Below are 22,467 nucleotides of genomic sequence, written 5' to 3'. Positions count from 1 at the left end.
TAAATCAGCGTTCGCTGACAAGGTTGATCGTGTATTTCGGAATTTCAACGGTCAGGTCTTCGTCACCGACTTTTGCCTGACATGACAATCGGGATTCCGCCGTCAGACCCCATGCCCGGTCGAGCATGTCTTCCTCTTTTTCACTCATTTCCGACAGCGAGTCGTAACCTTTTTTGACGATGACATGACAGGTGCTGCAAGCACCGCATTTTCCGCAGGCATGTTCGATTTCGATGTGATTGTCCAGTAAGGCATCGCAGATCGACGTGCCTTCAGGAGCGTCGATATCGGCACCATCAGGGCAGAGTACGGCATGTGGCAAAACGGTAATTTTTGGCATTTTCGTTTTCCGTAATCGGTATGTTAAATGATGTCCCTGACGGTCTTTCCGGACAAGGCCTTCTGGATGCTCCGGTTCATCCGCCTTGCCGCGAATGTTTCCGTACCTTTGGACAGGGCTTCGATGGCAGCGTGAATCGCTGAGGTGGAATCGTCGTTCAGGAGCTTTTTAGTGACTTCCATCAGGGCTTCGATTGCGGTGCGTTCAGTGTCATTCAACAGATCGCCGTCAGAGTCGAGTGCCACTTGTGTCGCCTGAATGGTCCGTTCCGCTTCGACGATTTCTTCACGCAAGGCACGTTGTTGCATATCCGTTTCGGCGCTTTTGCCGGATTCTTCCAGCATTCTCGCAATCTCTGTATCGGTCAGGCCGTAAGACGGTTTGACGACAATCGACGCTTCGACGCCTGAATGCGTTTCACGTGCCGAAACGGAAAGCAATCCATCGGCGTCGACCTGGAAGGTTATCCGGATGCGGGGAACACCGGCTGCCATCGGTGGAATGCCACGCAGCTCGAAGCGGGCGAGTGACCGGCAGTCTGTGACCAGCTCGCGTTCGCCTTGCAGGACATGAACCGCAAGCGCTGTCTGGCCGTCCTTGAATGTCGTGAATTCCTGCGCGTAAGTGCATGGAATGGTGGAATTGCGCGGAATGATCTTTTCCACGAGTCCACCCATCGTTTCGATGCCGAGCGATAGCGGAATGACGTCGAGCAACAGCCAGTCATCACCGGGGGCGCGGTTCCCGGCCAGCATATTGGCCTGAACGGCAGCTCCCAATGCGACGACCTTTTCGGGATCGATTGTGGCGTGCGGCTTTTTTCCGAAGAGTTTCTGGATTTGTCTCCGGACATGAGGCATCCGTGTCGCACCGCCGATCAGGATAATGCCGCTGATATCGTCTATTTTCAGTTTGGCGTCGCGCAGTGTCTTTTTCACTTGCTGCATGGTTTTGCAGACAAGATGATGCGTCATCTGTTCGAAGGTTTTGGCGGTCAGTTCCAGATTGATTTTTTCGCCAGACGACAGCAGGGTATTGATTGTGACACGTGCCCTGACGGAGAGGCGTTCCTTGGCTTCACGCGCCTTGGTCATCAACAGGCGTGTATCTTCTGCTGAAAGGGGTCTCAGTTTGGCCTGCTCGATAATCCAGCAGAAAATACGATGGTCGAAATCGTCGCCACCCAGTTCGGAATCGCCTCCGGTTGCCAATACCTCGAAAACACCTTTATGCAGCCTGAGAATGGAGATGTCGAAGGTTCCGCCACCCAGATCGTAGGCGGCAAAAACGCCTTCCGCTCCATTGTCCAGCCCATAAGCGATAGCGGCGGCTGTCGGTTCGCTCAACAGTCGCAGGACATGGATGCCTGCCAGTCTGGCGGCGTCTTTAGTGGCCTGACGCTGGGCATCGTCGAAATAGGCAGGTACGGTAATGACAGCTCCGGCCAGATTTTCATCGAAAGCATCTTCCACACGCTGTCTCAATGTAGCGAGAATTTCAGCGGAAACTTCAACCGGGCTTTTCGGGCCTGCAACCGTTTCGATTTTGACCATGCCCGGATTGTCGAGAAACTGGTAGGGCATGCTTTCACGGTTGGAAATGTCGGCCAGACCCCGGCCCATCATGCGCTTGACCGATACGATCGTATTTTTCGGATCGGTATTCTGGGCTTCCCTGGCGGCATAACCGATCTGTGCATGACCGTCAGGGAAATAACGGACGACCGATGGCAGCAAAGGGCGCCCCTGTTCATCGTCCAGCACTTCCGGGATGCTGTTTCGGACGGTTGCCACAAGCGAATGAGTCGTGCCGAGATCGATTCCGATTGCCAGCCGGAATTGATGGGGGGCGGTGGACATACCCGGTTCTGCGATTTGGAGAAGTGCCATTTATTTAATTTGTTGAATCAAGTTCGTCGAATGCCAGACTGATTTCTTCGTTGAATTTTTCAAGAAACATCATTTTCCGGATATCTTGCACCGCTTTGTCGAACTGTTTGTCGTCCAGATGCTTTTCAACGATGTCCATTTGTTCTTTGCGCAGGTTTCGTTGTTCTTCGTCCAGTTTTTCAAGTCGGGCAATGTCCTTGTCTTCGCGTGCGTTTTCCAGCGATTCCCGCCATTCTATCTGCTGCATCAAAAATTCCGGGTCCATCGTCACGTGTGTTTCGCCATTCAGGTTATACCCGTTCAGTTCACACAGATAAGCCGCTCTTTTGAGCGGATTGCGCAGGATATGATAAGCGTCGTTTGCCATGGCAGCCCATTGGATGGCAGTGCGTTTTTCCGCTTCGGTTGCCGTGACGAAACGATCTGGATGAACCAGATTTTGTATTTCCTTGTAGGCTTTATCCAGTCCCTGCCGGTCAATGGAAAATTGTACCGGCAGCTTGAAAAGCTCGAAATGATTTTGCATAAACGACCCAGTCGAATGTCAGACCTTGAAACTGTTTCCACATCCGCATGAATCGGTGACGTTCGGATTGTAGAATTTGAATCCTTCGTTCAGACCTTCGCGGGCAAAATCCAGTTCGGTGCCGTCCAGATAGGGCAGGCTTTTCGGATCGACGAAAACCTTCACGCCGTGGGATTCAAATATGACATCCCCGGCATCTGGTTCATCGACGTATTCCAGCTTGTAGGACATGCCGGAACAGCCGGTTGTCTGGACGCCGAAACGCAAACCGATGCCTTTGCCGCGACGCTGCAGAAAACGGCTGATATGGTTGGCCGCTTTTTCAGTCAAAGTGATAGCCATGTAATCTCCTGATTGAATTCCATTATGCCTTGTTCTTGTTTTCCTGCCGTTTCTGGTAATCGTCGATAGCCGCCTTGATCGCGTCTTCGGCCAGAATGGAACAGTGGATCTTCACGGGTGGCAGGGCCAGTTCTTCCGCAATCTCCGAATTCTTGATTTGCAGGGCTTCGTCAAGCGATTTGCCCTTGACCCATTCAGTGACCAGAGAGCTGGACGCGATCGCCGAACCGCAGCCGTAAGTCTTGAAGCGTGCGTCTTCGATCATGCCGTCCGCATTGACCTTGATCTGCAGTTTCATGACGTCACCGCAGGCAGGTGCGCCGACCATGCCGGTGCCGACCGAGTCGTCGTCCTTGTCGAAACTGCCGACATTACGCGGGTTTTCGTAATGATCCAGTACTTTATTGGAGTAAGTCATTTTTTATTCCTTTACACATCGGCTTAGTGAGCGGCCCATTGAATGGTATTGATATCGATGCCGTCCTTGTACATATCCCACAAGGGTGACAGATCGCGCAGTTTGGCGACCTGCGTCTTGACGAGGTCAATGGCGTAATCCACTTCTTCTTCAGTCGTGAAGCGCCCGATCGAGAAACGGATCGAGCTGTGAGCCAACTCGTCGCTACGGCCCAGCGCACGCAAAACGTATGACGGTTCAAGGCTGGCGGAAGTACAGGCAGAGCCGGAAGAAACAGCCAGGCCTTTCATTGCCATCATCATCGATTCGCCTTCGACGTAGTTGAAACTGACGTTGAGGTTGTAGGGGATACGATGTTCCATATCGCCGTTGAATACGACGGCCTCGATCTGGCTCAAACCATCAGCCAGACGTTTTATCAGCCCTTTCACGCGGGCGATTTCTTCCTTCATTTCTTCCCTGGCAATGCGATAAGCTTCTCCCATACCGACGATCTGGTGTGTCGGTAACGTACCTGAACGCATACCACGTTCATGGCCGCCACCGTGCATCTGGGCTTCCAGACGGACGCGGGGACGACGCCGGACAAACAGGGCGCCGATACCTTTTGGCCCGCAGATTTTATGCGCTGTCATCGTCATCAGGTCGATTTTCGTTTTTTGCAGGTCGATTTCCATTTTCCCGACAGCCTGTGCGGCGTCGCAATGGAAAATGATCCCCTTGCTACGGCACAGTTCGGCAATTTCATCAATCGGCTGGATGACACCGATTTCATTGTTGACCATCATGACGGAAACCAGAATGGTGTCCGGACGGATGGCCTCTTCAAGCGCTTCCAGCGTGATCAGGCCGTTTTCCTGCGGGTCGAGATAAGTGGCTTCGAAACCTTCGCGTTCCAGTTCGCGGAACGTATCCAGAACGGATTTATGTTCCGTCTTGACAGTGATGATGTGCTTGCCCTTTGTCTTGTAAAACTGGGCGGCGCCTTTCAGTGCAAGATTATTCGCTTCGGTCGCGCCAGACGTCCAGACGATTTCACGCGGGTCGGCATTGATCAGGGCGGCAACCTGAGAGCGTGCTTCTTCAACGGCTGCCTCCGCTTCCCAGCCATACATATGGCTGTTGGAGGCAGGATTGCCGAATTTTTCGCACAAATAGGGAATCATCTTTTCAGCCACGCGGGGATCGACCGGCGTCGTGGCTGAATAATCCATGTATACAGGATGAGAGGATTCCCGCGAGATTTCCTTCAAAATGCTGCATTGGCTTGGTGTGGATGGATTGGTCATGCTCTTTTCCTTTTATTCTGCCGGTTTTGCAAAAAGTAACGTACTGTCCGTGCCGTTTTTCTTCTTCGCTGTCGATGGCATCGTTTGTGAAAGCTCAGATAAAGGTACCGACTCCAGATAGTCAATAATTTTTTCGTTCAGGCTGGCCCATAAATTGTGGGAAATGCATTTGATGCTTCCCCTGGCGCAATTGCCGTTTCCACCGCAACGGGTGACGTCCAGCGGTTCATCGACCGCAAAAACGATATCGGCTACCGTAATATCGGCAGCATCGTTTGCCAGAATATAACCACCTCCCGGTCCGCGTATGGATTTGACCAGATTTTTTCGGCGTAGTTTTGAAAAAAGCTGCTCAAGGTATGCGACGGAAATATCCTGTCGTTCGCTGATGCCGGCAAGGGAAACAGGGCCTGTTTCCTGATGGCGGGTCAGATCGATCATGGCAGTAACGGCAAATCGTCCTTTGGTTGTCAGTCGCATGGTATACCCGATTAAAGATGCGTATTCTCGATTAGTTGAATATTTTAGTCAAGTATATCAAAGGTGGGAAAATGTTGCTGAAGTTGATAAAGCCGTCCCATGTCGTTGTTCTGTCTGTTAAAGGCGACAAAAAAAGGACGCATTCAAGCGTCCTTTTCAGGGAAACCGGTACTTAAGGTGCGAATGAAGAACCACAACCACAGGTGGAGGTGACGTTCGGGTTCTTGATAACGAACTGGGCGCCGTTGATGTCTTCCTTGTAATCGATTTCGGCTCCGACCAGATATTGATAGCTCATCGGGTCGATAAGCAGCTCGACGCCGTCTTTCATCATGGAGGTGTCGTCTTCGTTCACTTTTTCATCGAAAGTGAAACCGTACTGGAATCCGGAGCATCCTCCGCCCTGTACGAAAACGCGTAGTTTCAGATTTGGATTGCCTTCTTCGGCGATCAGTTCGGCCACTTTTTTGGCGGCGCTGTCCGTAAAGTTGATCGGTGCTGGCACGTCTTGATTGTCACTCATTTTTTACTCCGGTATTTAAAAGATGGTGTTTATTATAAACACGATCGGAAAATCCTGTTTGTCACGCCTCATGGCAAGACGGGAACCTGTTTCAGGCCAGTCGTTTCATCGAGGCCGAACATCAGGTTCATGCTCTGGACGCCCTGGCCAGCGGCGCCTTTGACCAGATTGTCTTCCACGACCAGAATGACCAGCGTGTCGCTGTTTCCGGGACGATGCACCGCAATACGCAGGTAATTTGACGCGCGAACGGAACGCGTTTCCGGATGCGAACCGGCAGGCATCACGTCGACAAACGGGTCGTTGCGATAATGGTTTTCATACAGGGCCTGAAAATCGATGTCTCTGGCTTCCGGTGTCAGGGTGGCGTAAAGCGTCGAATGAATGCCACGGATCATCGGGGTCAGATGCGGCACGAAGGTCAAACCGATATCCCGTGTGTTGCCTGTCAGGGCTTTCAGGCCCTGAACGATTTCAGGCAAATGGCGATGTCCCTTGACGCCATAAGCGTGGAAATTGTCCGATGATTCAGGGAAAAGAGTGCCGACAGCGGCCCTTCGTCCTGCACCGGAAACGCCGGATTTGCAATCGGCGATAAGGGCGGATTCGTTGACCAGCGCTTTTCCCTGTGTCAGCAATGGCGCGAAGCCAAGCTGCACGGAGGTAGGGTAGCAACCAGCCAGCCCGACGACACGCGCTTTTTTGATCGCTTCACGATTGACTTCAACGAGGCCGTAAACCGCTTCTGAAAGAATGTCCGGGCAGGCATGGGGCATGCCGTACCATTTTTCGAATTCGGCCGTGTCTTTCAGTCTGAAGTCTGCGGCAAGATCGATAATTTTAACGCCAGCGTCCAGCAGTTCTTTTGCGTGCGACATGGCAACGCCATGAGGGGTGGCGAAGAAAACGACGTCGCAATCTTTCAGGTTCGATTCTTCCGGAGCGACAAAAGCCAGATCGACGATGCCGCGCAAGGACGGAAACATGTCGGCTACTTTTGTGCCGTTATCGCCTCTGGCGGTAATGGTGGTTAACCGGACTTCCGGATGGGCTGACAGTATGCGCAGCAATTCGACTCCGGTATATCCCGAGCCACCGACAATGCCGACTTTGATCATTCCGACCTCACTCTAGAAAAGAAAACACGAACAGTATTGTAACGGGATTAGTCCCGGTTTGCCCGCAGGAAAAAATCAGAAAAAAAGTCGCCTGACCGAAGCCAGACGACTTTGAAAATACGAATATGCGGTTAGAACCGATACCGTAAAGTAGGGTATTAACGTTTGGAGAACTGTTTGGCGCGGCGGGCTTTGCGCAGGCCAACTTTTTTACGTTCTACTTCACGTGCGTCGCGGGTAATGAAACCTGCCTTGGACAGTGCTGATTTCAGGGCTGCGTCGTAGTCAACCAGAGCGCGACTGATACCGTGACGGACTGCACCTGCCTGACCGGATTCACCGCCACCCTTGACGTTGACGAGAATGTCGAAACGTTCGAGGTTTTCGGTCAGTTCCAGAGGCTGGCGAATGACCATCAGGCCGGTTTCGCGGGAAAAATATTCGTTAGCCGGTTTGCCGTTAACGGTGATTTTGCCGGAGCCTGCTTTGATGAAAACACGAGCCACTGCGCTTTTGCGACGGCCGGTTCCGTAATTGTAGTTACCGATCATGTCTGCTCCTTAGATTTCAAGTGGCTTTGGCTGTTGGGCGCTGTGTGGATGAGTTTCATCCGCATACACTTTCAGCTTTTTGATCATGGCATAGCCCAAAGGTCCCTTTGGAAGCATGCCCTTGACAGCTTTTTCAAGCGCACGGCCAGGGAAACGCTGTTGCATTTTTTCAAAAGACGTTTCGTAGATGCCGCCCGGGAAACCGCTGTGACGATAATATTTTTTATCGGTCATCTTGTTTCCGGTAACGCGCAGCTTGCTGGCGTTGATAACGATGATGAAATCGCCGGTATCGACATGAGGTGTAAATTCCGGTTTGTGCTTGCCACGCAAACGGTGTGCCACTTCGCTGGCGACACGGCCGAGTACCTTATCGGTTGCGTCAATCACATACCAGTCACGCTGGACTTCACTGTCCTTTGCGGAAAAGGTTTTCATAATAAAACTTCCTGTGATGTTGATTCGCTCTAATGGGTGGTTCCGCCTGAATTAAAAGGTAGACACAGCCTTCTGTTATTTTCCTGAGCGATTGGAAAGAACGAAATTATAGACGTTTCAATAACTTGTCGTCAATCAAGTATGGAAAAAAACGACGCATTTCAGCGTCATTTCCAATAAGCAAGGGGGTGGTGAAGGCCCAAAACGATTTTAATGGGCGCGCCGATGGGGTATTCTTTCCGTTCCGGTAACCCGTTTTCAAATTCGACATGATTCCTCTGGACGTTCTGGGCACTTATTTTATTGCATGCCTGATTCTTGCCATCGCACCTGGCCCCGACAATATTTTCGTTCTGACACAGTCGGCACTGCAAGGGAGAAAAGCCGGCATTCTGGTCGTGCTTGGACTGTGCACGGGACTCTTGTTTCATACGACAGCCGTTGCACTTGGCGTGGCCGTCATTTTCAAAACGTCGGAAATTGCATTCACTATGCTGAAAGTGGCGGGCGCACTTTATCTGATTTATCTGGCCTGGGGGGCGTTCCGGAGTGGTGCGACGGCGATTGAAGGAAAAAGCGGATCTGTCATGCAAGGCGGCCAGCTTTACCGGCGCGGCATTTTCATGAATATCACCAATCCCAAGGTGAGCATTTTCTTTCTGGCGTTTCTTCCGCAGTTTGCCAATCCGGCACGGGGTTCCATTACGATCCAGATGCTGATCCTCGGGGCTGTTTTCATCCTTTCCGCCATTCTGGTTTTTGGTGCCATTGCATTGGCCGCCGGTTCACTGGGCGAGTGGCTCAGCCGTTCACAAAGAATTCAGCGATGGATCAACCGTCTTGCAGGCACGGTGTTTATCGGTCTGGCAATCAAGTTGTTATTGACGGAACGCTAGTCAGTTTTCCGGCTGTCACTGCAATCAGTGTGCATGGGAATGCAGGCTGTGCGTGATCAGGAAAATAATGCCGATACCGATGGCAACCAGAATGATCTGCGGGATCGTCTGGCGAATCGTGCTGCGTCGCTGCATCTGGGGCATCAGATCGCTTAAAGCGATGTAAATAAAACCCGCCGATGCCAGTGTCAAAACATACGGAATCAGGTTTTGTGCGCGTTCCAGTGTAAAGTAGCCGATAAACGCTCCCGTCATGGAGGTGACCGTATTGCTCATGCTGTAAAGCAGGGCACGCTTGCGTGTGAAACCGGCATTCAAAAGGACGATGAAGTCGCCGACCTGCTGGGGAATTTCATGAGCCAGAATCGCCAGCGCCGTGATCAGGCCAAGGTAAAAATTCGTCAAAAAAGCGGCGGCGATCAGGATGCCGTCCGTGATGCAATGAAAGCCGTGTCCGACCAGAATCATCCAGCCGGAATGGCCTGCTTCATGTTTGTCGAAGCCTTCTTCATGATGGTGACCGTCACCTTCGTGGTGGTGCGAATGACGGAGAATGGCGAATTTTTCCAGTAGAAAGAAAGCCAGCAATCCGATCAGAAGGGTAATGAACAGCCTGTCGGGTTCGACATGCATTTCGAACGCTTCAGGCAAGGCATGCAACAGGGCTGTGGACAACATCATGCCGACTGACAGGCTGATCATCAGTTCGATCATTTTCGCCAATATCGAAAACGATAACAGGGCAGCCAGCGTGATGCTGGTCGCACCGATCGCGAATATGGCAAGGAGTGCGCAAATGAGTGCGGAGTCCATATTCAACTCCTTTCTTATGGCTTTTAACCGGAGAATTCAAAAGATCCGGGAGCTGTCGGAGGTACAACAGCTCCCGAATCCGATACTTTATCGGAGCTTGCCGATATTCCTATTTGACAGCGAGTGCCTTGCGCCGTCTGTCGATCTCTTTGATACGGGTAACAGACTGTGGCATCGCGTCCATTCTGGCTGAAGTCGAAGGATGCTGTGCCGTGTAATTCCTTATGTTGGTTCCAGGGAAGCGGTAAGCCAGCCGTTTCCAGAAACGGGGTGCATCGTCGATTTCATAATTCGCGCGCAGTGCCATGGCCAGACTCAGGGTATCGGCATCGATGTCGAATTTCTTGGACATCGGCTTCAAAGTGGAAGCGTTGATCGAAGGCTTCTGGTTCGCGTTGGTGTGAATCAGGTTGTCGATCAGGGCCGATGCCGCACGGGTATTATTCATCGATTTGGCGTGATCCAGAACGTTATGGGCCATTTCCTTGGCAATCACATAAGCCAGTTCCTGGTCGGATTTCGTAAACAGCATCATGCCCTGGGTAATCAGGATGCGGCTGCCGTCGGAATAGGCATTGACGTTGCTGGCATGACCCAGTTCAATACGGAAACCGCAGGATGGGGTCAGCGGCACGACGACATTGTGTCTGGCCTTGTTTCTCAGTACGGTCAAGCGGACAGGCTTGTTTTTTGAAACGATGGAAGAGAGCATTTCCACCGTGTCCCGTTCGGCATTGACGCCTGTCGGGACATTACGGTTGTCGATTTTCAGCAACTGGTCGCCATGACGCAGACCGGCTGCCGCTGCACCACTGCCTTCAATGACGTTCATGACCTGCAGGCGTTCACCCAGACCGTAGGTTTCCGTTGCCATGCTGGCCAAAGCCGGAGAATAGGAATATTTGTTGGCGACAGAAAAGCCGAGGAGGTTGCGCAATTGTTTGCGGCACAGGTCGGCATTGCTGATGAGCAGTTTTCCGCCGACCTTGTCGAGCCGGTCCTGCATGGCAACGATTTGTTCGAGTTTCTTGGCGCCGGTTGTTTCGATAGTCGGTTCAGCTTCCTCGCCGTACCAGCTGGAGTCCGTCGCACAGGCAGAGAGAACGGCAACGCAGCAAACACAGGCAATTTTCGGCAGAAGTCTTTGTTCCCCGATGAATTTCTTTAGCGATTTCAAGCGTTTCAACATGCTATTTGAACCCTCATTCATTATTTTTTTCCAGTACTGCCGAATCCGCCAGCGCCACGGTCGCTTTCTTCAAATTCTTCGACGACATTGAAGCCGACCTGAAGAACGGGAACGATCACCAGCTGGGCGAGCCGTTCCATCGGATTCAGGGTAAATGCATCCGTTCCCCGATTCCAGGTAGACACCATCAGTTGTCCCTGATAATCGGAGTCGATGAGTCCTACCAGATTGCCAAGCACAATGCCGTGTTTGTGGCCAAGTCCGCTGCGTGGAAGGATCAGCGCAGCGTAGCCCGGATCGGCGATATGAATGGCAAGCCCGGTCGGGATCAGTTTCGTTTCACCCGGCATGATTTCCATCGGTTCGTCGATGCAGGCCCGTAAATCCAGTCCGGCACTTCCACTGGTGGCATATGAGGGTAAATACTCCCCCATTCTGGCGTCCAGTATTTTGATATCTATCGTTTTCATGTTTACTTCTTTAAAGTCGTTTGGCGATCTGTTCGATCAACTGGCGTGCAAGAAGCTGTTTGCTGCCGTGCGGCAATTCCAGCGTTCCGGTGTCATCGAACAGAATGAGTGTATTGTCGTCCTTGCCGAAGGTTTCGTGACCGATGTTGCCGACCAGAAGCGGAATACCCTTTTTCCTGCGTTTTTCTTCCGCATGTTGCCTCAGTTTTTCCGATTCGGCGGCAAAGCCGACGCAATATGGAGGATCAGGCAATGCTGCAATGGAAGCCAGAATATCCGGATTTTCGGTAAATTCCAGTGTGGGGGTATCCCCGTTTTTGTTTTTCTTGATTTTCTGGTCGCTGGCATTGGCAACGCGCCAATCGGCGACAGCGGCGACAGAAATGAAAATGTCCTGATGGCTGATATGCGACATGACGGCGTCGCGCATTTCAATCGCGGTCATGACATCGACACGATTGACATGGTAAGGTGTATCCAGAGCAGTCGGTCCGGAAATCAGGGTAACGGATGCTCCCGCTTCACGGGCAGCACGCGCGATGGCGTATCCCATTTTGCCGGACGATCGGTTTGTGATGCCACGAACCGGATCGATCGGTTCAAACGTCGGGCCGGCTGTAATCAGGATTCGCCTGTTTTTCAAGACTTTAGGTTGCAATGCGGCGATCACTTCCTCGAGCATCTGGGCCGGTTCAAGCATACGGCCGTCGCCGATTTCACCGCAGGCCTGAAATCCGGACGCGGGGCCCATAACAAGAGCACCATCTTCTTTTATCTGGTTGAGGTTTCTCTGTGTCGCCGGTTTTTTCCACATTTCTGCATTCATGGCCGGTGCGACGATGAATGGAATATGTGCGGGACGTGCGAGGCACAGGGTCGACAAGAGGTCGTCGCCAAGGCCATTGGCCAGCTTGCTCATGAAATTGGCGGTACAGGGTGCAATAACGACGGCATCTGCCTGACGGGTCAAATCGATATGCGGCATCTTGTTGTCAGGCTGGTCATCCCACTGGTTTGAATAAACGGTATGACCGGTCAATGCCTGCATGGTGAGTGGCGTAATGAATTCTTTCGCCCCATCGGTCATGACGACCTGAACGGTTGCGCCTTCCTTTATCATGGCGCGGGCAAATTCAGCCGATTTGTAACAGGCGATCCCGCCGGTTAACCCGAGTAATATTTTTTTGCCTGACAAGTCCATAATATCTCCGGATTCCTGACTTTCAGATGAATGTAATGTCTATTTTTTGCTGACACGTTTCAGTTCATCGATAATGAACAGAACGGCACCGATACAAATGGCACTGTCGGCGATATTGAACGTCGGCCAGTGCCAGCCATTGGCATAAACGTCCAGAAAATCGATAACATGGCCGTAAAGGGAACGGTCTATCAGGTTACCGACAGCGCCACTGAGTATAAGCGCGAGCGCCAGACAGAACAGCCTTTCCTGCGAGTGTTTTTTCAGCAGGTAGACAATGAAAACAATAGCGACAATACTGATTGCTGTAAAGAAATAACGTTGCCAGCCTGCCTGTGTCGCCAGAAAACTGAAGGCAGCCCCTTCGTTATAGACGAGGGTCAGGTTGAAAAAGGGTGTAACCCGGATGGCCTGTCCATAACTCAGAACATGGGTAATCCATATCTTGGTGAATTGATCCAGCAGGACAAGGATGATGGCAAGGCCCAGCCAGGGGACAATACTGGTATTGCTCGATTTGAAAACGGGTTTTCTTGTTGCCATATATACAGTCATAAATGCCTCCGGATGCCATTGCAACCGGAGGCAAAGCATTTTAAAAATCAGACGAATTCGCGATCTTCACCCTCGCCAAACAGGTTGGCGGCGCAACGGGCACAAAGGTGAGGATGTTTCGAATCCGCGCCGACATCGCCACGATAGTGCCAGCAGCGGTCGCATTTTTCAAACGCCGACGGTTTGACGCTGATGGATTCATCTTTTTCATCCGCCACTTCAACGACGTCGGCTTTCGACGTGATCATCAAAAATTTCAGATCGTCATCCAGGCTCTTCAACAGGCTGTATTTGTCACCGCTTGCGCGGATTTCGATTTCCGCCTGAAGGGATGAGCCGATTTTTCCGGAAATGCGGACTTCTTCCAGTTCTTTCATCACGTCGGCACGAATCGCTTTCAGCTTGCCATATTTGTCGAGAAGCGCTTTTTCGTCCTTGATTTCAGGCAGTGAATATGCAGTTAAGGTGAAAAGGGTTTCGTCGCTCTTTTCGAATTCTTCCTTGCTGGCGAAAACAGCCCAGGCTTCTTCCATCGTGAAAGACAGGATCGGAGCCATCAGGCGCAACAGGGCATGAGTGATATGCCAGAGTGCCGTCTGTGCCGAGCGGCGTGCCTTCGATACTTCGCCGGAGGTGTAAAGACGGTCTTTCAGGATATCCAGATACAGGCTGCCCAGCTCTTCCGAACAGTAGGTTTGCAGTTTGGCGACGATCGGATGGAACTCGAATTTTTCGTAATGCGCCATGACTTCGTCTTGCAACGATTTCATGGAAGCCAGGGCGTAACGGTCGATTTCAAGTAATTCGTCGATGGCGACAGCGTCTTTGGCCGGATCGAAGTCGGCGGTGTTCGACAACAGGAAACGCAGGGTATTGCGGATGCGGCGGTAGGCTTCCGTGACACGTTTTAAGATTTCATCGGAAATCGACAGTTCGCCGGAGTAATCGGTCGCGGCGACCCACAGGCGCAAAATGTCGGCGCCCAGTGTGTCCGAAACTTTTTGCGGGGCGATGACGTTGCCCATCGACTTCGACATTTTTTTGCCTTCCCCGTCGACGACGAAACCATGCGTCAGGAGCATCTTGTACGGAGGGCATCCATCGAGCATGGACGAGGTCAAAAGCGAGGAATGGAACCAGCCTCTGTGCTGGTCGGAACCTTCGAGGTACAGATCGGCAGGGAAACGCAATTCCTTTGCATGCGAGCCGCGCAGCACGGTCAGGTGCGTCGCGCCGGAATCGAACCAGACGTCCAGCGTATCCTTGTTCTTTTCGTACTGGTCGGCTTCATCGCCCAGAAGTTCTTTGGGATCGAGTGTCTGCCAGGCTTCGATGCCTTCTTTTTCGACACGTTTGGCGATTTCTTCCAGCAGCTCGAGCATTCTCGGATGGAGTTCACCCGTTTCCTTGTGCACGAAGAAAGCCATCGGAACGCCCCACTGGCGCTGGCGCGACAGGGTCCAGTCCGGACGGTTGGCGATCATGCCCTGCAATCTGGCTTTGCCCCAGTCGGGATAGAAAGTCGTTTCCTCGACTCCTTTCAATGCCGTTTCGCGCAGGGTCATGTCCGTATCGTTCGGTTTGACGTCCATACCTGCGAACCACTGGGAGGTGGCACGGTAAACGATCGGCGTCTTGTGACGCCAGCAGTGCATGTAACTGTGAGTCATCATGTCGAGGTTGAAGAGGGTGCCCGCTTCCTGCATGGTATTGCAGATCAGTTTGGAAGCGTCCCAGATCATCATGCCGCCGAACAGTGGCAAGGTCGATGCATAATGGCCGTTCGCCATGACCGGATTCAGGATTTCGTCGTCTTTCATGCCATGACGCTTGCACGACAAAAAGTCGTCGACACCGTAAGCTGGAGCCGAGTGGACGATACCGGTACCGGTATCCATCGTAACGTATTCTTCCGCGTAAATCGGGGAGAAACGCCGGAAACCCTCGTGCATTTCATACAGTGGATGTTTGAAGCGGATGCCTTCTAAAGCGGCGCCTTTGGCCGTTGCCAGAATTTTCCAGTTATTCAGTCCGTAGCGTTTTTGCAGGAGTGTACGACCTTCTTCGGAAGAAGGCAGTTTTGCCCGTTCTTCAGCGACGATCAGCAAGCCTTTTTCTGTTTCGACCAGTGCGTAATCGAATTCAGGGTGAACGTTCAAGGCCTGGTTGGCAGGAATGGTCCAGGGGGTCGTCGTCCAGATGACGGCATATCCCTTGTCGGAAGGCAGCTTGTCCAGGCCGAATGCGGTGGCGATTTTATCCTGTTCTGCGAACGGGAAACCGACGTCGATTTCCGGATCGCGCCTGTCCTGATATTCAACTTCGGCTTCGGCAAGGGCCGAGCGGCAATCGAAACACCAGTTGACCGGTTTCAGGCCACGATAAACGTATCCTTTTTCGAGAAGACGGGCCAGCGCACGGATTTCATTGGCTTCATTGCCATGATTCATCGTCAGGTAAGGATTGCCCCATTCGCCGAGAACGCCCAGACGGATGAAATCCTTTTTCTGGTTTTCGACCTGTTCTTTGGCATAGGCGCGGGCTTTTTCCTGCACTTCGGTGGCGGACAGGTTTTTGCCGTACAGTTTTTCGATCTGGATTTCGATCGGCATGCCGTGGCAATCCCAGCCCGGAACGTAAGGGGCGTCGAAACCGGCAAGACCGCGTGATTTGACGACGATGTCTTTCAGAATCTTGTTAACGGCATGGCCGATATGAATATTGCCGTTGGCATATGGAGGGCCGTCATGCAGAATGAACTGGGGACGACCGGCTGCCGCTTTTCTGATCCGTTGATAAATCTTCTTGTCCTGCCACTGTTTGACCCAGTCGGGTTCCCTTTTTGCAAGGTTGCCGCGCATCGGGAATGGCGTGTCCGGCATGTTGACCGGATATTCTTTACCCTGTTTGTTTTTGTCCTCTTTGCCGGACTTGTCAGAAGGTTTGTTAGACATTTTTATCACACAATATGGTTTACAACGGAACAGACGGAAGATTTTACAGTTTCTGTCTGCGTTTCAGTTAATTTTTACATTTGCGTTCTTTGAAAAACGTTCGGGCGGTTTCGACGTCTTTGCCGATGGCCGTCTTTAACGCATTCAAATCGGGAAACTTTTGATTATCGCGCAATTTTTTCAAAAATTCGATAGCAATCAGCTTTCCGTAACAAATACGGTCAAAATCCAGAATATGGGTTTCCAGCATGATATGCCGGTCGCTTTCGATCGTCGGCCGTGTCCCGATCATGGAAACGGATGGGAGCGGTTCGTCAGAGAGCCCGTGTACCTGCGTGATGAAAACGCCCGACAGGATCGGGTTGTAATGCCGGATCGGCAGGTTGGCCGTCGGAAAGCCCAGATCGCGGCCGATCTTGTCGCCGTGAACGACGTGGCCGGACATCATGTAGGGTTTTTCCAGCAGTTCGGCGACTTTGGGGAAATCGCTTTCCTCAAGCGCTTTCCGGATGCAGGAAGATGATATCCGTCCGTTTTCATCGTTCACGGCAGGAAGAACCTCAACATGAAAACCGTATTTTTTGCCTGCATCTTTCAGCATGTCGGTCGTTCCGAGACGCCCTTTGCCGAAACGGAATTTTTCCCCGATGATCAGCCATTTGACGCCAAGCGCCCTGACCAGTATCTGTTCAATGAATTGTTCCGCTGTCAGACTGGCGGTAAGATGGTCGAAATGGGCAATCGTGACCTGATCGACACCACACTGCGAGAGCGCCTGTATTTTTTCACGCAAGGGAGTGATGGTAGCCGGAGCGGTTACTGATTTGTCAGACTGGAACGCGAAATACTGTCTTGGATGCGGGCTGAATGTCAGGACAGCTGCCGGCAAGTGAAGGCGATCGGCCGCCTCGCGCAATTGGGCGAGCAGCACCATATGTCCCCGGTGGACACCGTCGAAATTTCCGATGGTGAGGGCACAGGGGCCACGTGGGACATCGTATGAAAAACCGCGAAAGACCTTCATTGAAGATGAATGGAAACGATAACCTAAACCTGAAATTATAATGCCTAATATATGCAAGCAGAAAAATTAATCGGTTTTGCCGAAATCATCCCGCAAGATCTCTCGTGTGAAATAATCGGCGTTGATAGAAATAATGGATAAAAAGTTTCTGATGAAAACTCGTATCGGACAATTTTTGTGTTGTCTCGGATTGGCTTTGATGAGCCTGTCAGTGGCCGCTTATTCGTTTGCGGCGAGTCCGGACAAGGTCATTCGAAGCGTCTTCGAGGCGGCCGATGATGGTTTTGATATGGTCAAGACACAAAACTATTATTCAGGATGGGTCGCCGATGCGATTTTCGAGACTCTGCTGAATTACGATTATCTGGCGCGTCCTGCAAAACTGGTGCCGAATACGGCTGAAGCGATGCCTGTCATCAATAAAGACGGCAAAACCTATACCTTCAAACTGAAAAAGAACATTTATTTTGCCCCCGATCCTGTTTTCGGCAATAAAAAAAGGGAATTGACGGCTGAGGATTATGTTTATTCCATCAAACGGCTTGCCGATCCGGAAAACCGCTCGCCTTCGGCCAATTTCATCCGGGGGAAAATCGTCGGACTGGACGCACAGGTCCGGAAAGCCAAAAAGACAGGAAAGTTCGATTACGATGCGCCCGTTGCCGGACTGCAGGCGATGGACCGTTATACCCTTCGTATCAGATTGAATGCGCCGGATTCCAATTTCCTGTATGTGCTGGCTTATGGAGCGCTGGCAGCAGTATCGAAAGAAGCGGTCGATGCCTATGGAAACAAGATCGGTTCACATCCGGTCGGAACCGGTCCTTACATGCTGGAAGAATACGTCCCGCGCAGCAAGGTCGTGCTGGTCGCCAATCCAAATTATCGCGGCTTCATCTGGGATTTCAAATCGACTGGAAGCGCATGGGACGAGCAACTGGTCCGTGAGATGAAGGGCAAAAAAATGCCTCAGGTCGGACGGGTCGAGATTTCCATTATTGAGGAAGAACAGTCCCGCTGGTTGTCTTTTCAGGAAGGTAGAATCGATTTCGACAAGTTGCCCCAACTGGCTGCTCCCGTTGCACTGGATGGAAGCAGCTTGAAGCCTGATCTGGCAGAGCAGGGCATCCGGCTCTATCGTACGACGGAACCGGAAGTCACCTATACCATTTTCAATATGAAAGACCCTGTTACAGGCGGATACAGCAAGGAAAAGATTGCCTTGCGCAGGGCGATTGCCATGTCGTACAACACGCAGGCTGAAATCAGTCTTTTGCGCAACGGACAGGCAACGAAAGCCCAGATGATCGTACCGCCCGGCGTCGTAGGGCATGACCCTTCTTATCGGAGCAGTATCGCTTATGAACCGGAACTCGCTGCGCGTTTGCTGGATTATTTCGGTTATAAAAAAGGGGCTGACGGCTATCGGACGATGCCTGACGGTTCGCCTCTGGTTCTGAAAATCCGGACGGAAGCCAACGCGAGTTCCAGGGTCATATCCGAAATCTGGAAGCGCGGGCTCGACCGGATCGGTATCCGGGCCGAATTCGAGGTCGGTAATTTTGCCGACAATGTGAAGGATGCAACCGGCTGTCGTCTGATGATGTGGGGTGGAGCATGGCATGCCGATTATCCGGAAGGCGAAAATTTCATGCAGTTGCTCTATGGTCCCAATGCCGGACAGGGCAATCATGGCTGTTACCAGTCGAAGGCATTCGACAAGCTTTACCGGCAGGCCGTCAAATTGCCGCCGGGAAAAGCGCGTGACCGTTTATATGTGCAGATGAACCGGCAGATGGAGGCGGATACGGCATGGTCGGTTCATGTTTCGAGAACACGCAACTGGCTGGTGCGTCCCTGGGTGATGGGATTCAAGAAACATCCGATTTTATTGTCGGACTGGCAGTATCTGGATGTGAACAAATAAATGGAACAGGACTTTTAAGGAAATGAAATGAGATATCCCGTCATTGGATTGTCCGGATCGTCCGGAAGCGGCAAAACGACGTTGCTGGAAAAGATACTGCCGCTGTTTGTCGGGATGGGATTTACGGTGAACGTCGTCAAGAGCAGCCATCATGACGTCGAGCTCGAACCGCCCCGAAAAGACAGCGCACGGATCAGGAAAGCCGGGGCTGCGGAAGTCATATTGGCATCGCCTTACCGTTTCATGCTGGCGCACGAATTGAAAGAGGAAGAAGAGCCGACGCTGGACGAATTGATTTCACGGATGAAACCGGCTGACCTGACGCTGGTGGAAGGCTTTAAGGATGCGGCGATTCCACGAATCGAGATTTTCAGACCTTCTCTGGGAAAAGAGCCGATGTATCCGGAGAATGATCGTATTGAAGTGGTCGCTTCGGATGAAGGCCGGCCGGAAAAATTGCCCCGGCCGGTGGAATGGCTTGACCTTAACAATGAAAAACAGGTGGTTGACTGGATCTTGAACCGTCAAACCACCTGTTGATTGTCTACTGCTTCAGGTATTTCAGAAAACGCTCGTCATCCATTGCATTTGCTGCATGGATTCCGCTGATTTGGCGCGGGCACAGGTCGGGCACAGGATGCCCCCCCGGGTCATTTTGCCCAGTTCCATGCGGGTTTCCATTTCCTGATTGACGGAGGCGGAGAAAGTTTCGCCGCAGCAGGAGCATACTTCAAGCGCCTGTTTGCGAACGACGGTTCCCGTGATTTCCGTGACACGATAGCCGTCGCGGTCTTCCACGATAATCGCTCCGGTCGGGCAGACTGATGTACAGGCACCGCAGCCGATACATTTTTCGGCCGGCGTCGTGAAATCGTTGAAAACCATACGGCCGTTTTTGGTTTCGATCATTTTCAGGGCTTCCGCGCCGACTTCGATACAGGCCAGTTCACACAGGCCGCAACCGATACAGATGTCGCAGCGCAGGCAACGTTCCGCTTCAACGGCAGCCACTTTTTCATCCCAGTCGAATTGCATGAATTCGTGGGAGAATTTGCGGACTTGCGGATCGATTTCCTCGATATGGGCACGTTCCGGGGAGACGCGCTGCGCCGGTGTCGATTCCAGGAAAGGAACTTCGTCACGGCGTTGGGGTTTCAGGGATTCATAATCGGCCGGAACACCCATCAGGTATGAATTGATGGATTCGGCCGCACGCTTGCCGGAGCCGATTGCGGCAACGACGGTGCTGGCGCCGTGGGCGATGTCGCCAGCGGCGAAAATACCCGGTTCATCAGTCAGCAGGCTGGTCTGATCGACAACGATATTGCCCCATTCCGTCTTGATGTTCGACCCTTCCAGCCAGCTCAGATCGGCATCCTGTCCGATACCGGCCATGATATGGTCGGCGCGAACGGTAACGGGCGCAACGGTTTTGGCGTCAGGTGCGTAACGGGAGCGTTCGAATTCGATCCGGTTGTCTGGCAAGACACGGGTCGGTGCCCAGAATTCGACCAGTTCAACGCCTTCGGCGAGCGCCAGTTCGACTTCATGCGGGTTGGCGGGCATCTGCGCGCGATTGCGGCGATACCACATCTGGACTTTGGTCGCACCCTGACGAAAGGCTGTCATGGCAACGTCGATCGCTGCGTTGCCGCCGCCGATGACGATAACGTGAGGGCCGACTTGCGGGTTTTTCCCGTTACGTACGGCTGACAGGAAATCCATGCCGCCGATGACGAAATCCTGTTTGTCGCCTTCAACACCAAGAGGTTTGGAGTTTTGCAGGCCAGTTGCCAGCAGGGTCGCGTCATATCCTTTTTTCTGGAATTCTTTTGCATCCCTGACGGTATGGCCAAGATTGATTTTGACACCGAGATTTTTGACAACGTCGATTTCAGCATTCAGCTTGGCTTCAGGCAGGCGATAGTTCGGGATGCCGTAGCGCATGACGCCGCCCGGCTGTGCACGTTCGTCGAAGATTTCGACGTCATGTCCTTTTTGTGCGAGATAGTAGGCAGCGGTCAGACCGGCAGGCCCACAGCCGACGATGGCGATTTTCTTGCCGGTCGGTGCCCCTTTTTCCAGATTGGGTTTGACGTCTGCGCAGCGGGCGGCAACGTGTTTCATCGGACGGATGAAAACGGCGGCACCGCTGACGGCTTTCTGCACGCATACGTCTTCACATGGGGCCGGGCAGACAAGGCCGCATGAATCCGGCAATGGGGTGTCGGCAGCCAGAACCGAAAGGGACTGTGCGTAGTCACCATGTCCGACGCGGGCCATCATGCTCGGAATATCGATATGGGCCGGGCAGGCTACCTGACAGGGAGCCGAACGGGGAACGAAACAGATGCCGGCTTCACAGGTATTCTGTTCGACATGAGCGGTCCATTCTTCACGGTCTTTTTTCAGGGAAGCGAGAACGGCCGCGCCCAGTGAAGGCACGATTTGTTCCAGTTCTTTTGCCGCTTTGGCCAGTTCTTCAAAATTTCTGATGTTGCCACGGCCAAGGGTCACTTCGGTGACGATACGCGCAACACGCGCGACGGCAGGTCGCGCTTTCGCTGGCAACTGGCCTTCTGTGTGGAGTTGGGCCCGCAGATTTTCAAGGATATCTGTGACGGGACAGGTCTTTTTCGTTTCTTTTTCCGTAGTCATGGTTTATGAATCTGCCAGATATATAACTGTTTCAGGTGTCCGTGCAATTGTTGTGGAATTGCCTTTTTTGCCCAGACACTTTGGATAGGGTATAGATATTAACATCAAAATATGAAAGGTTCTGCACAGAAAGTGAATTCGATAGAATATAATTACCAACTAGCAAAATGCAAGCGGGCAGCACGAATTCCAATTTTCCATTATATTGTTGTCATTGGTGTTCTCTTTTTTCCCCTTTTTATTCAGGTAACTCTGTAGGGGACGCCCTTATCTTTATAATTTTTCCAGTAATAGCTGGACAGGCAGGAGACAGAAAGAATGAACCGGTTTGTAATCGCGGAACCAGATAAATGCATCGGATGCCGTACCTGTGAGGTGGCATGTGTACTGGCTCATCCTACGGGAGCTGAAAACGATTTGACCCCTGAGAATTTCAGACCAAGATTGAGATTGGTCAAGGGATTGAAACTGACCGCCCCCGTACAGTGCCGCCAGTGCGAAAATGCGCCTTGCGTGAACGTATGTCCGACGAATGCACTGGTTTATAGCGCCGACACGGTTCAGTTGATCAAGGAGCGCTGTATCGGTTGCCAGACATGTGTGCTGGCATGTCCGTTCGGTGCGATGGAAATCGTTTCCAAGCCGGTAGAGCAAGCCGAATTGGGACCGGTGACTGTTCGCAAATCGGTCAAGATTGCGCAAAAATGCGATTTCTGTATCAATGTCCCTGAAGGTCCGCAGTGTGTGTCGGTTTGCCCGACTCATGCCTTGCATATCGTGGATATGGGTGCGCTGGAAAACAAGGTCGACAAGAGACGCGATGATACGCTTTTGAAAATGTCGGAGAATTCCTTCGATTAATCCGA

23 protein-coding genes are annotated in these 22,467 nt (G+C 52.1%); 4 read left to right on the top strand and 19 right to left on the bottom strand.

Annotated features, from left to right (window positions below; genetic code table 11):
• Positions 1–4: 4 nt before the first annotated feature.
• From fdx to rplM, 11 genes are all read right to left on the bottom strand, one after another.
• The gene (gene fdx / locus BRW83_RS11440) at positions 5–340 is read right to left on the bottom strand and encodes an ISC system 2Fe-2S type ferredoxin (protein WP_005879206.1); all 336 of its coding nucleotides are present in this window, start codon (positions 338–340) and stop codon (positions 5–7) included.
• Positions 341–363: 23 nt separating this feature from the next.
• Positions 364–2,229 carry a Fe-S protein assembly chaperone HscA gene (gene hscA / locus BRW83_RS11435; protein ID WP_005879208.1) on the bottom strand — a complete coding sequence of 622 codons (1,866 nt, stop codon included), beginning with the start codon at positions 2,227–2,229 and terminating at the stop codon, positions 364–366.
• A gap of 4 nt (positions 2,230–2,233) precedes the next feature.
• Positions 2,234–2,755: a Fe-S protein assembly co-chaperone HscB gene (gene hscB / locus BRW83_RS11430; protein ID WP_005879210.1), complete on the bottom strand. Its 522-nt coding sequence runs from the start codon at positions 2,753–2,755 to the stop codon at positions 2,234–2,236.
• Positions 2,756–2,773: 18 nt separating this feature from the next.
• Positions 2,774–3,097, bottom strand: a complete 324-nt coding sequence (gene iscA, locus BRW83_RS11425; protein ID WP_005879212.1) for an iron-sulfur cluster assembly protein IscA — start codon at positions 3,095–3,097, stop codon at positions 2,774–2,776.
• 22 nt (positions 3,098–3,119) lie between these two features.
• On the bottom strand, positions 3,120–3,515 hold the full coding sequence (iscU, locus tag BRW83_RS11420; RefSeq protein ID WP_005879213.1) for a Fe-S cluster assembly scaffold IscU: 396 nt from the start codon (positions 3,513–3,515) through the stop codon (positions 3,120–3,122).
• Positions 3,516–3,538: 23 nt separating this feature from the next.
• Entirely contained in the window at positions 3,539–4,804 is a 1,266-nt protein-coding gene (locus BRW83_RS11415; protein ID WP_005879215.1) for an IscS subfamily cysteine desulfurase, read from the bottom strand.
• Between the two features lie 12 nt (positions 4,805–4,816).
• Positions 4,817–5,284: an Rrf2 family transcriptional regulator gene (locus BRW83_RS11410; protein WP_005879217.1), complete on the bottom strand. Its 468-nt coding sequence runs from the start codon at positions 5,282–5,284 to the stop codon at positions 4,817–4,819.
• Positions 5,285–5,456: 172 nt separating this feature from the next.
• Positions 5,457–5,807 carry an iron-sulfur cluster insertion protein ErpA gene (gene erpA, locus BRW83_RS11405; RefSeq protein WP_005879219.1) on the bottom strand — a complete coding sequence of 117 codons (351 nt, stop codon included), beginning with the start codon at positions 5,805–5,807 and terminating at the stop codon, positions 5,457–5,459.
• 68 nt (positions 5,808–5,875) lie between these two features.
• Positions 5,876–6,925, bottom strand: coding sequence for an N-acetyl-gamma-glutamyl-phosphate reductase (argC, locus tag BRW83_RS11400; RefSeq protein ID WP_005879221.1), 1,050 nt, complete (start codon positions 6,923–6,925; stop codon positions 5,876–5,878).
• Positions 6,926–7,083: 158 nt separating this feature from the next.
• Complete coding sequence (gene rpsI, locus BRW83_RS11395) at positions 7,084–7,476, bottom strand: 30S ribosomal protein S9 (RefSeq protein ID WP_005879223.1); 393 nt, start codon at positions 7,474–7,476, stop codon at positions 7,084–7,086.
• 9 nt (positions 7,477–7,485) lie between these two features.
• Positions 7,486–7,914: a 50S ribosomal protein L13 gene (gene rplM / locus BRW83_RS11390; RefSeq protein ID WP_005879225.1), complete on the bottom strand. Its 429-nt coding sequence runs from the start codon at positions 7,912–7,914 to the stop codon at positions 7,486–7,488.
• Positions 7,915–8,183: 269 nt separating this feature from the next.
• Between rplM and BRW83_RS11385 the strand changes: the two genes are divergently transcribed.
• Positions 8,184–8,810: a LysE family translocator gene (locus tag BRW83_RS11385; protein WP_005879227.1), complete on the top strand. Its 627-nt coding sequence runs from the start codon at positions 8,184–8,186 to the stop codon at positions 8,808–8,810.
• A 24-nt stretch (positions 8,811–8,834) separates the two neighbouring features.
• Here the strand turns inward: BRW83_RS11385 and BRW83_RS11380 are convergent, their stop codons facing one another.
• The 7 genes from BRW83_RS11380 to BRW83_RS11350 all read right to left on the bottom strand — a co-directional run bounded on the left by BRW83_RS11380 (position 8,835) and on the right by BRW83_RS11350 (position 17,016).
• Positions 8,835–9,623 carry a ZIP family metal transporter gene (locus BRW83_RS11380; protein WP_005879229.1) on the bottom strand — a complete coding sequence of 263 codons (789 nt, stop codon included), beginning with the start codon at positions 9,621–9,623 and terminating at the stop codon, positions 8,835–8,837.
• Positions 9,624–9,732: 109 nt separating this feature from the next.
• A complete protein-coding gene (locus BRW83_RS11375) occupies positions 9,733–10,833 on the bottom strand; it encodes a M48 family metallopeptidase (protein WP_231284442.1) in 1,101 nt (366 codons plus the stop codon).
• Positions 10,833–11,282: a dUTP diphosphatase gene (gene dut, locus BRW83_RS11370; protein ID WP_005879233.1), complete on the bottom strand. Its 450-nt coding sequence runs from the start codon at positions 11,280–11,282 to the stop codon at positions 10,833–10,835. The genes BRW83_RS11375 and dut overlap by 1 nt, the downstream gene beginning before the upstream one ends.
• A 10-nt stretch (positions 11,283–11,292) precedes the next feature.
• Entirely contained in the window at positions 11,293–12,483 is a 1,191-nt protein-coding gene (gene coaBC / locus BRW83_RS11365; RefSeq protein WP_005879235.1) for a bifunctional phosphopantothenoylcysteine decarboxylase/phosphopantothenate--cysteine ligase CoaBC, read from the bottom strand.
• Between the two features lie 39 nt (positions 12,484–12,522).
• Positions 12,523–13,026, bottom strand: coding sequence for a signal peptidase II (gene lspA, locus BRW83_RS11360; protein WP_005879236.1), 504 nt, complete (start codon positions 13,024–13,026; stop codon positions 12,523–12,525).
• Positions 13,027–13,085: 59 nt separating this feature from the next.
• Positions 13,086–15,992 (bottom strand): isoleucine--tRNA ligase, encoded by a 2,907-nt coding sequence (gene ileS, locus BRW83_RS11355; protein WP_005879238.1) that lies wholly within the window; start codon positions 15,990–15,992, stop codon positions 13,086–13,088.
• A 67-nt stretch (positions 15,993–16,059) separates the two neighbouring features.
• On the bottom strand, positions 16,060–17,016 hold the full coding sequence (locus tag BRW83_RS11350; RefSeq protein WP_005879240.1) for a bifunctional riboflavin kinase/FAD synthetase: 957 nt from the start codon (positions 17,014–17,016) through the stop codon (positions 16,060–16,062).
• 199 nt (positions 17,017–17,215) lie between these two features.
• Between BRW83_RS11350 and BRW83_RS11345 the strand changes: the two genes are divergently transcribed.
• Both BRW83_RS11345 and mobB read left to right on the top strand, forming a co-directional pair.
• The gene (locus BRW83_RS11345) at positions 17,216–18,943 is read left to right on the top strand and encodes an ABC transporter substrate-binding protein (protein WP_005879242.1); all 1,728 of its coding nucleotides are present in this window, start codon (positions 17,216–17,218) and stop codon (positions 18,941–18,943) included.
• A 27-nt stretch (positions 18,944–18,970) separates the two neighbouring features.
• On the top strand, positions 18,971–19,483 hold the full coding sequence (gene mobB, locus BRW83_RS11340) for a molybdopterin-guanine dinucleotide biosynthesis protein B (protein ID WP_005879243.1): 513 nt from the start codon (positions 18,971–18,973) through the stop codon (positions 19,481–19,483).
• 21 nt (positions 19,484–19,504) lie between these two features.
• On the opposite strand, the gene BRW83_RS11335 is transcribed toward mobB, so the two are convergent.
• A complete protein-coding gene (locus BRW83_RS11335; protein ID WP_005879245.1) occupies positions 19,505–21,601 on the bottom strand; it encodes an FAD-dependent oxidoreductase in 2,097 nt (698 codons plus the stop codon).
• Positions 21,602–21,919: 318 nt separating this feature from the next.
• Here BRW83_RS11335 and BRW83_RS11330 point away from each other — a divergent pair, with 318 nt between their 5' ends.
• Positions 21,920–22,462, top strand: coding sequence for a 4Fe-4S dicluster domain-containing protein (locus BRW83_RS11330; protein ID WP_036602420.1), 543 nt, complete (start codon positions 21,920–21,922; stop codon positions 22,460–22,462).
• Positions 22,463–22,467: the final 5 nt, after the last annotated feature.

Origin of the sequence: Oxalobacter formigenes (assembly GCF_002127965.1) — a bacterium.
In the GTDB taxonomy this organism is placed as follows: Bacteria; Pseudomonadota; Gammaproteobacteria; order Burkholderiales; family Burkholderiaceae_D; genus Oxalobacter; species Oxalobacter formigenes.
The sequence above is the reverse complement of the archived record's forward strand: the minus strand, read 5'-3'. Positions and strand labels throughout refer to the sequence as shown.

Excerpts from the sequence above, each read along its gene's own strand:
- rplM (WP_005879225.1), bottom strand. The coding sequence starts at position 7,914 with ATGAAAACCTTTTCCGCAAAGGACAGTGAAGTCCAGCGTGACTGGTAT.
- BRW83_RS11345 (WP_005879242.1), top strand. The coding sequence starts at position 17,216 with ATGAGCCTGTCAGTGGCCGCTTATTCGTTTGCGGCGAGTCCGGACAAG.
- erpA (WP_005879219.1), bottom strand. The coding sequence starts at position 5,807 with ATGAGTGACAATCAAGACGTGCCAGCACCGATCAACTTTACGGACAGC.
- fdx (WP_005879206.1), bottom strand. The coding sequence starts at position 340 with ATGCCAAAAATTACCGTTTTGCCACATGCCGTACTCTGCCCTGATGGT.
- hscB (WP_005879210.1), bottom strand. The coding sequence starts at position 2,755 with ATGCAAAATCATTTCGAGCTTTTCAAGCTGCCGGTACAATTTTCCATT.
- coaBC (WP_005879235.1), bottom strand. The coding sequence starts at position 12,483 with ATGGACTTGTCAGGCAAAAAAATATTACTCGGGTTAACCGGCGGGATC.
- ileS (WP_005879238.1), bottom strand. The coding sequence starts at position 15,992 with ATGTCTAACAAACCTTCTGACAAGTCCGGCAAAGAGGACAAAAACAAA.
- BRW83_RS11415 (WP_005879215.1), bottom strand. The coding sequence starts at position 4,804 with ATGACCAATCCATCCACACCAAGCCAATGCAGCATTTTGAAGGAAATC.
- argC (WP_005879221.1), bottom strand. The coding sequence starts at position 6,925 with ATGATCAAAGTCGGCATTGTCGGTGGCTCGGGATATACCGGAGTCGAA.
- iscA (WP_005879212.1), bottom strand. The coding sequence starts at position 3,097 with ATGGCTATCACTTTGACTGAAAAAGCGGCCAACCATATCAGCCGTTTT.
- BRW83_RS11385 (WP_005879227.1), top strand. The coding sequence starts at position 8,184 with ATGATTCCTCTGGACGTTCTGGGCACTTATTTTATTGCATGCCTGATT.
- hscA (WP_005879208.1), bottom strand. The coding sequence starts at position 2,229 with ATGGCACTTCTCCAAATCGCAGAACCGGGTATGTCCACCGCCCCCCAT.
- iscU (WP_005879213.1), bottom strand. The coding sequence starts at position 3,515 with ATGACTTACTCCAATAAAGTACTGGATCATTACGAAAACCCGCGTAAT.
- BRW83_RS11375 (WP_231284442.1), bottom strand. The coding sequence starts at position 10,833 with ATGAATGAGGGTTCAAATAGCATGTTGAAACGCTTGAAATCGCTAAAG.
- BRW83_RS11330 (WP_036602420.1), top strand. The coding sequence starts at position 21,920 with ATGAACCGGTTTGTAATCGCGGAACCAGATAAATGCATCGGATGCCGT.
- mobB (WP_005879243.1), top strand. The coding sequence starts at position 18,971 with ATGAGATATCCCGTCATTGGATTGTCCGGATCGTCCGGAAGCGGCAAA.
- lspA (WP_005879236.1), bottom strand. The coding sequence starts at position 13,026 with ATGGCAACAAGAAAACCCGTTTTCAAATCGAGCAATACCAGTATTGTC.
- BRW83_RS11380 (WP_005879229.1), bottom strand. The coding sequence starts at position 9,623 with ATGGACTCCGCACTCATTTGCGCACTCCTTGCCATATTCGCGATCGGT.
- dut (WP_005879233.1), bottom strand. The coding sequence starts at position 11,282 with ATGAAAACGATAGATATCAAAATACTGGACGCCAGAATGGGGGAGTAT.
- BRW83_RS11335 (WP_005879245.1), bottom strand. The coding sequence starts at position 21,601 with ATGACTACGGAAAAAGAAACGAAAAAGACCTGTCCCGTCACAGATATC.
- BRW83_RS11350 (WP_005879240.1), bottom strand. The coding sequence starts at position 17,016 with ATGAAGGTCTTTCGCGGTTTTTCATACGATGTCCCACGTGGCCCCTGT.
- rpsI (WP_005879223.1), bottom strand. The coding sequence starts at position 7,476 with ATGATCGGTAACTACAATTACGGAACCGGCCGTCGCAAAAGCGCAGTG.
- BRW83_RS11410 (WP_005879217.1), bottom strand. The coding sequence starts at position 5,284 with ATGCGACTGACAACCAAAGGACGATTTGCCGTTACTGCCATGATCGAT.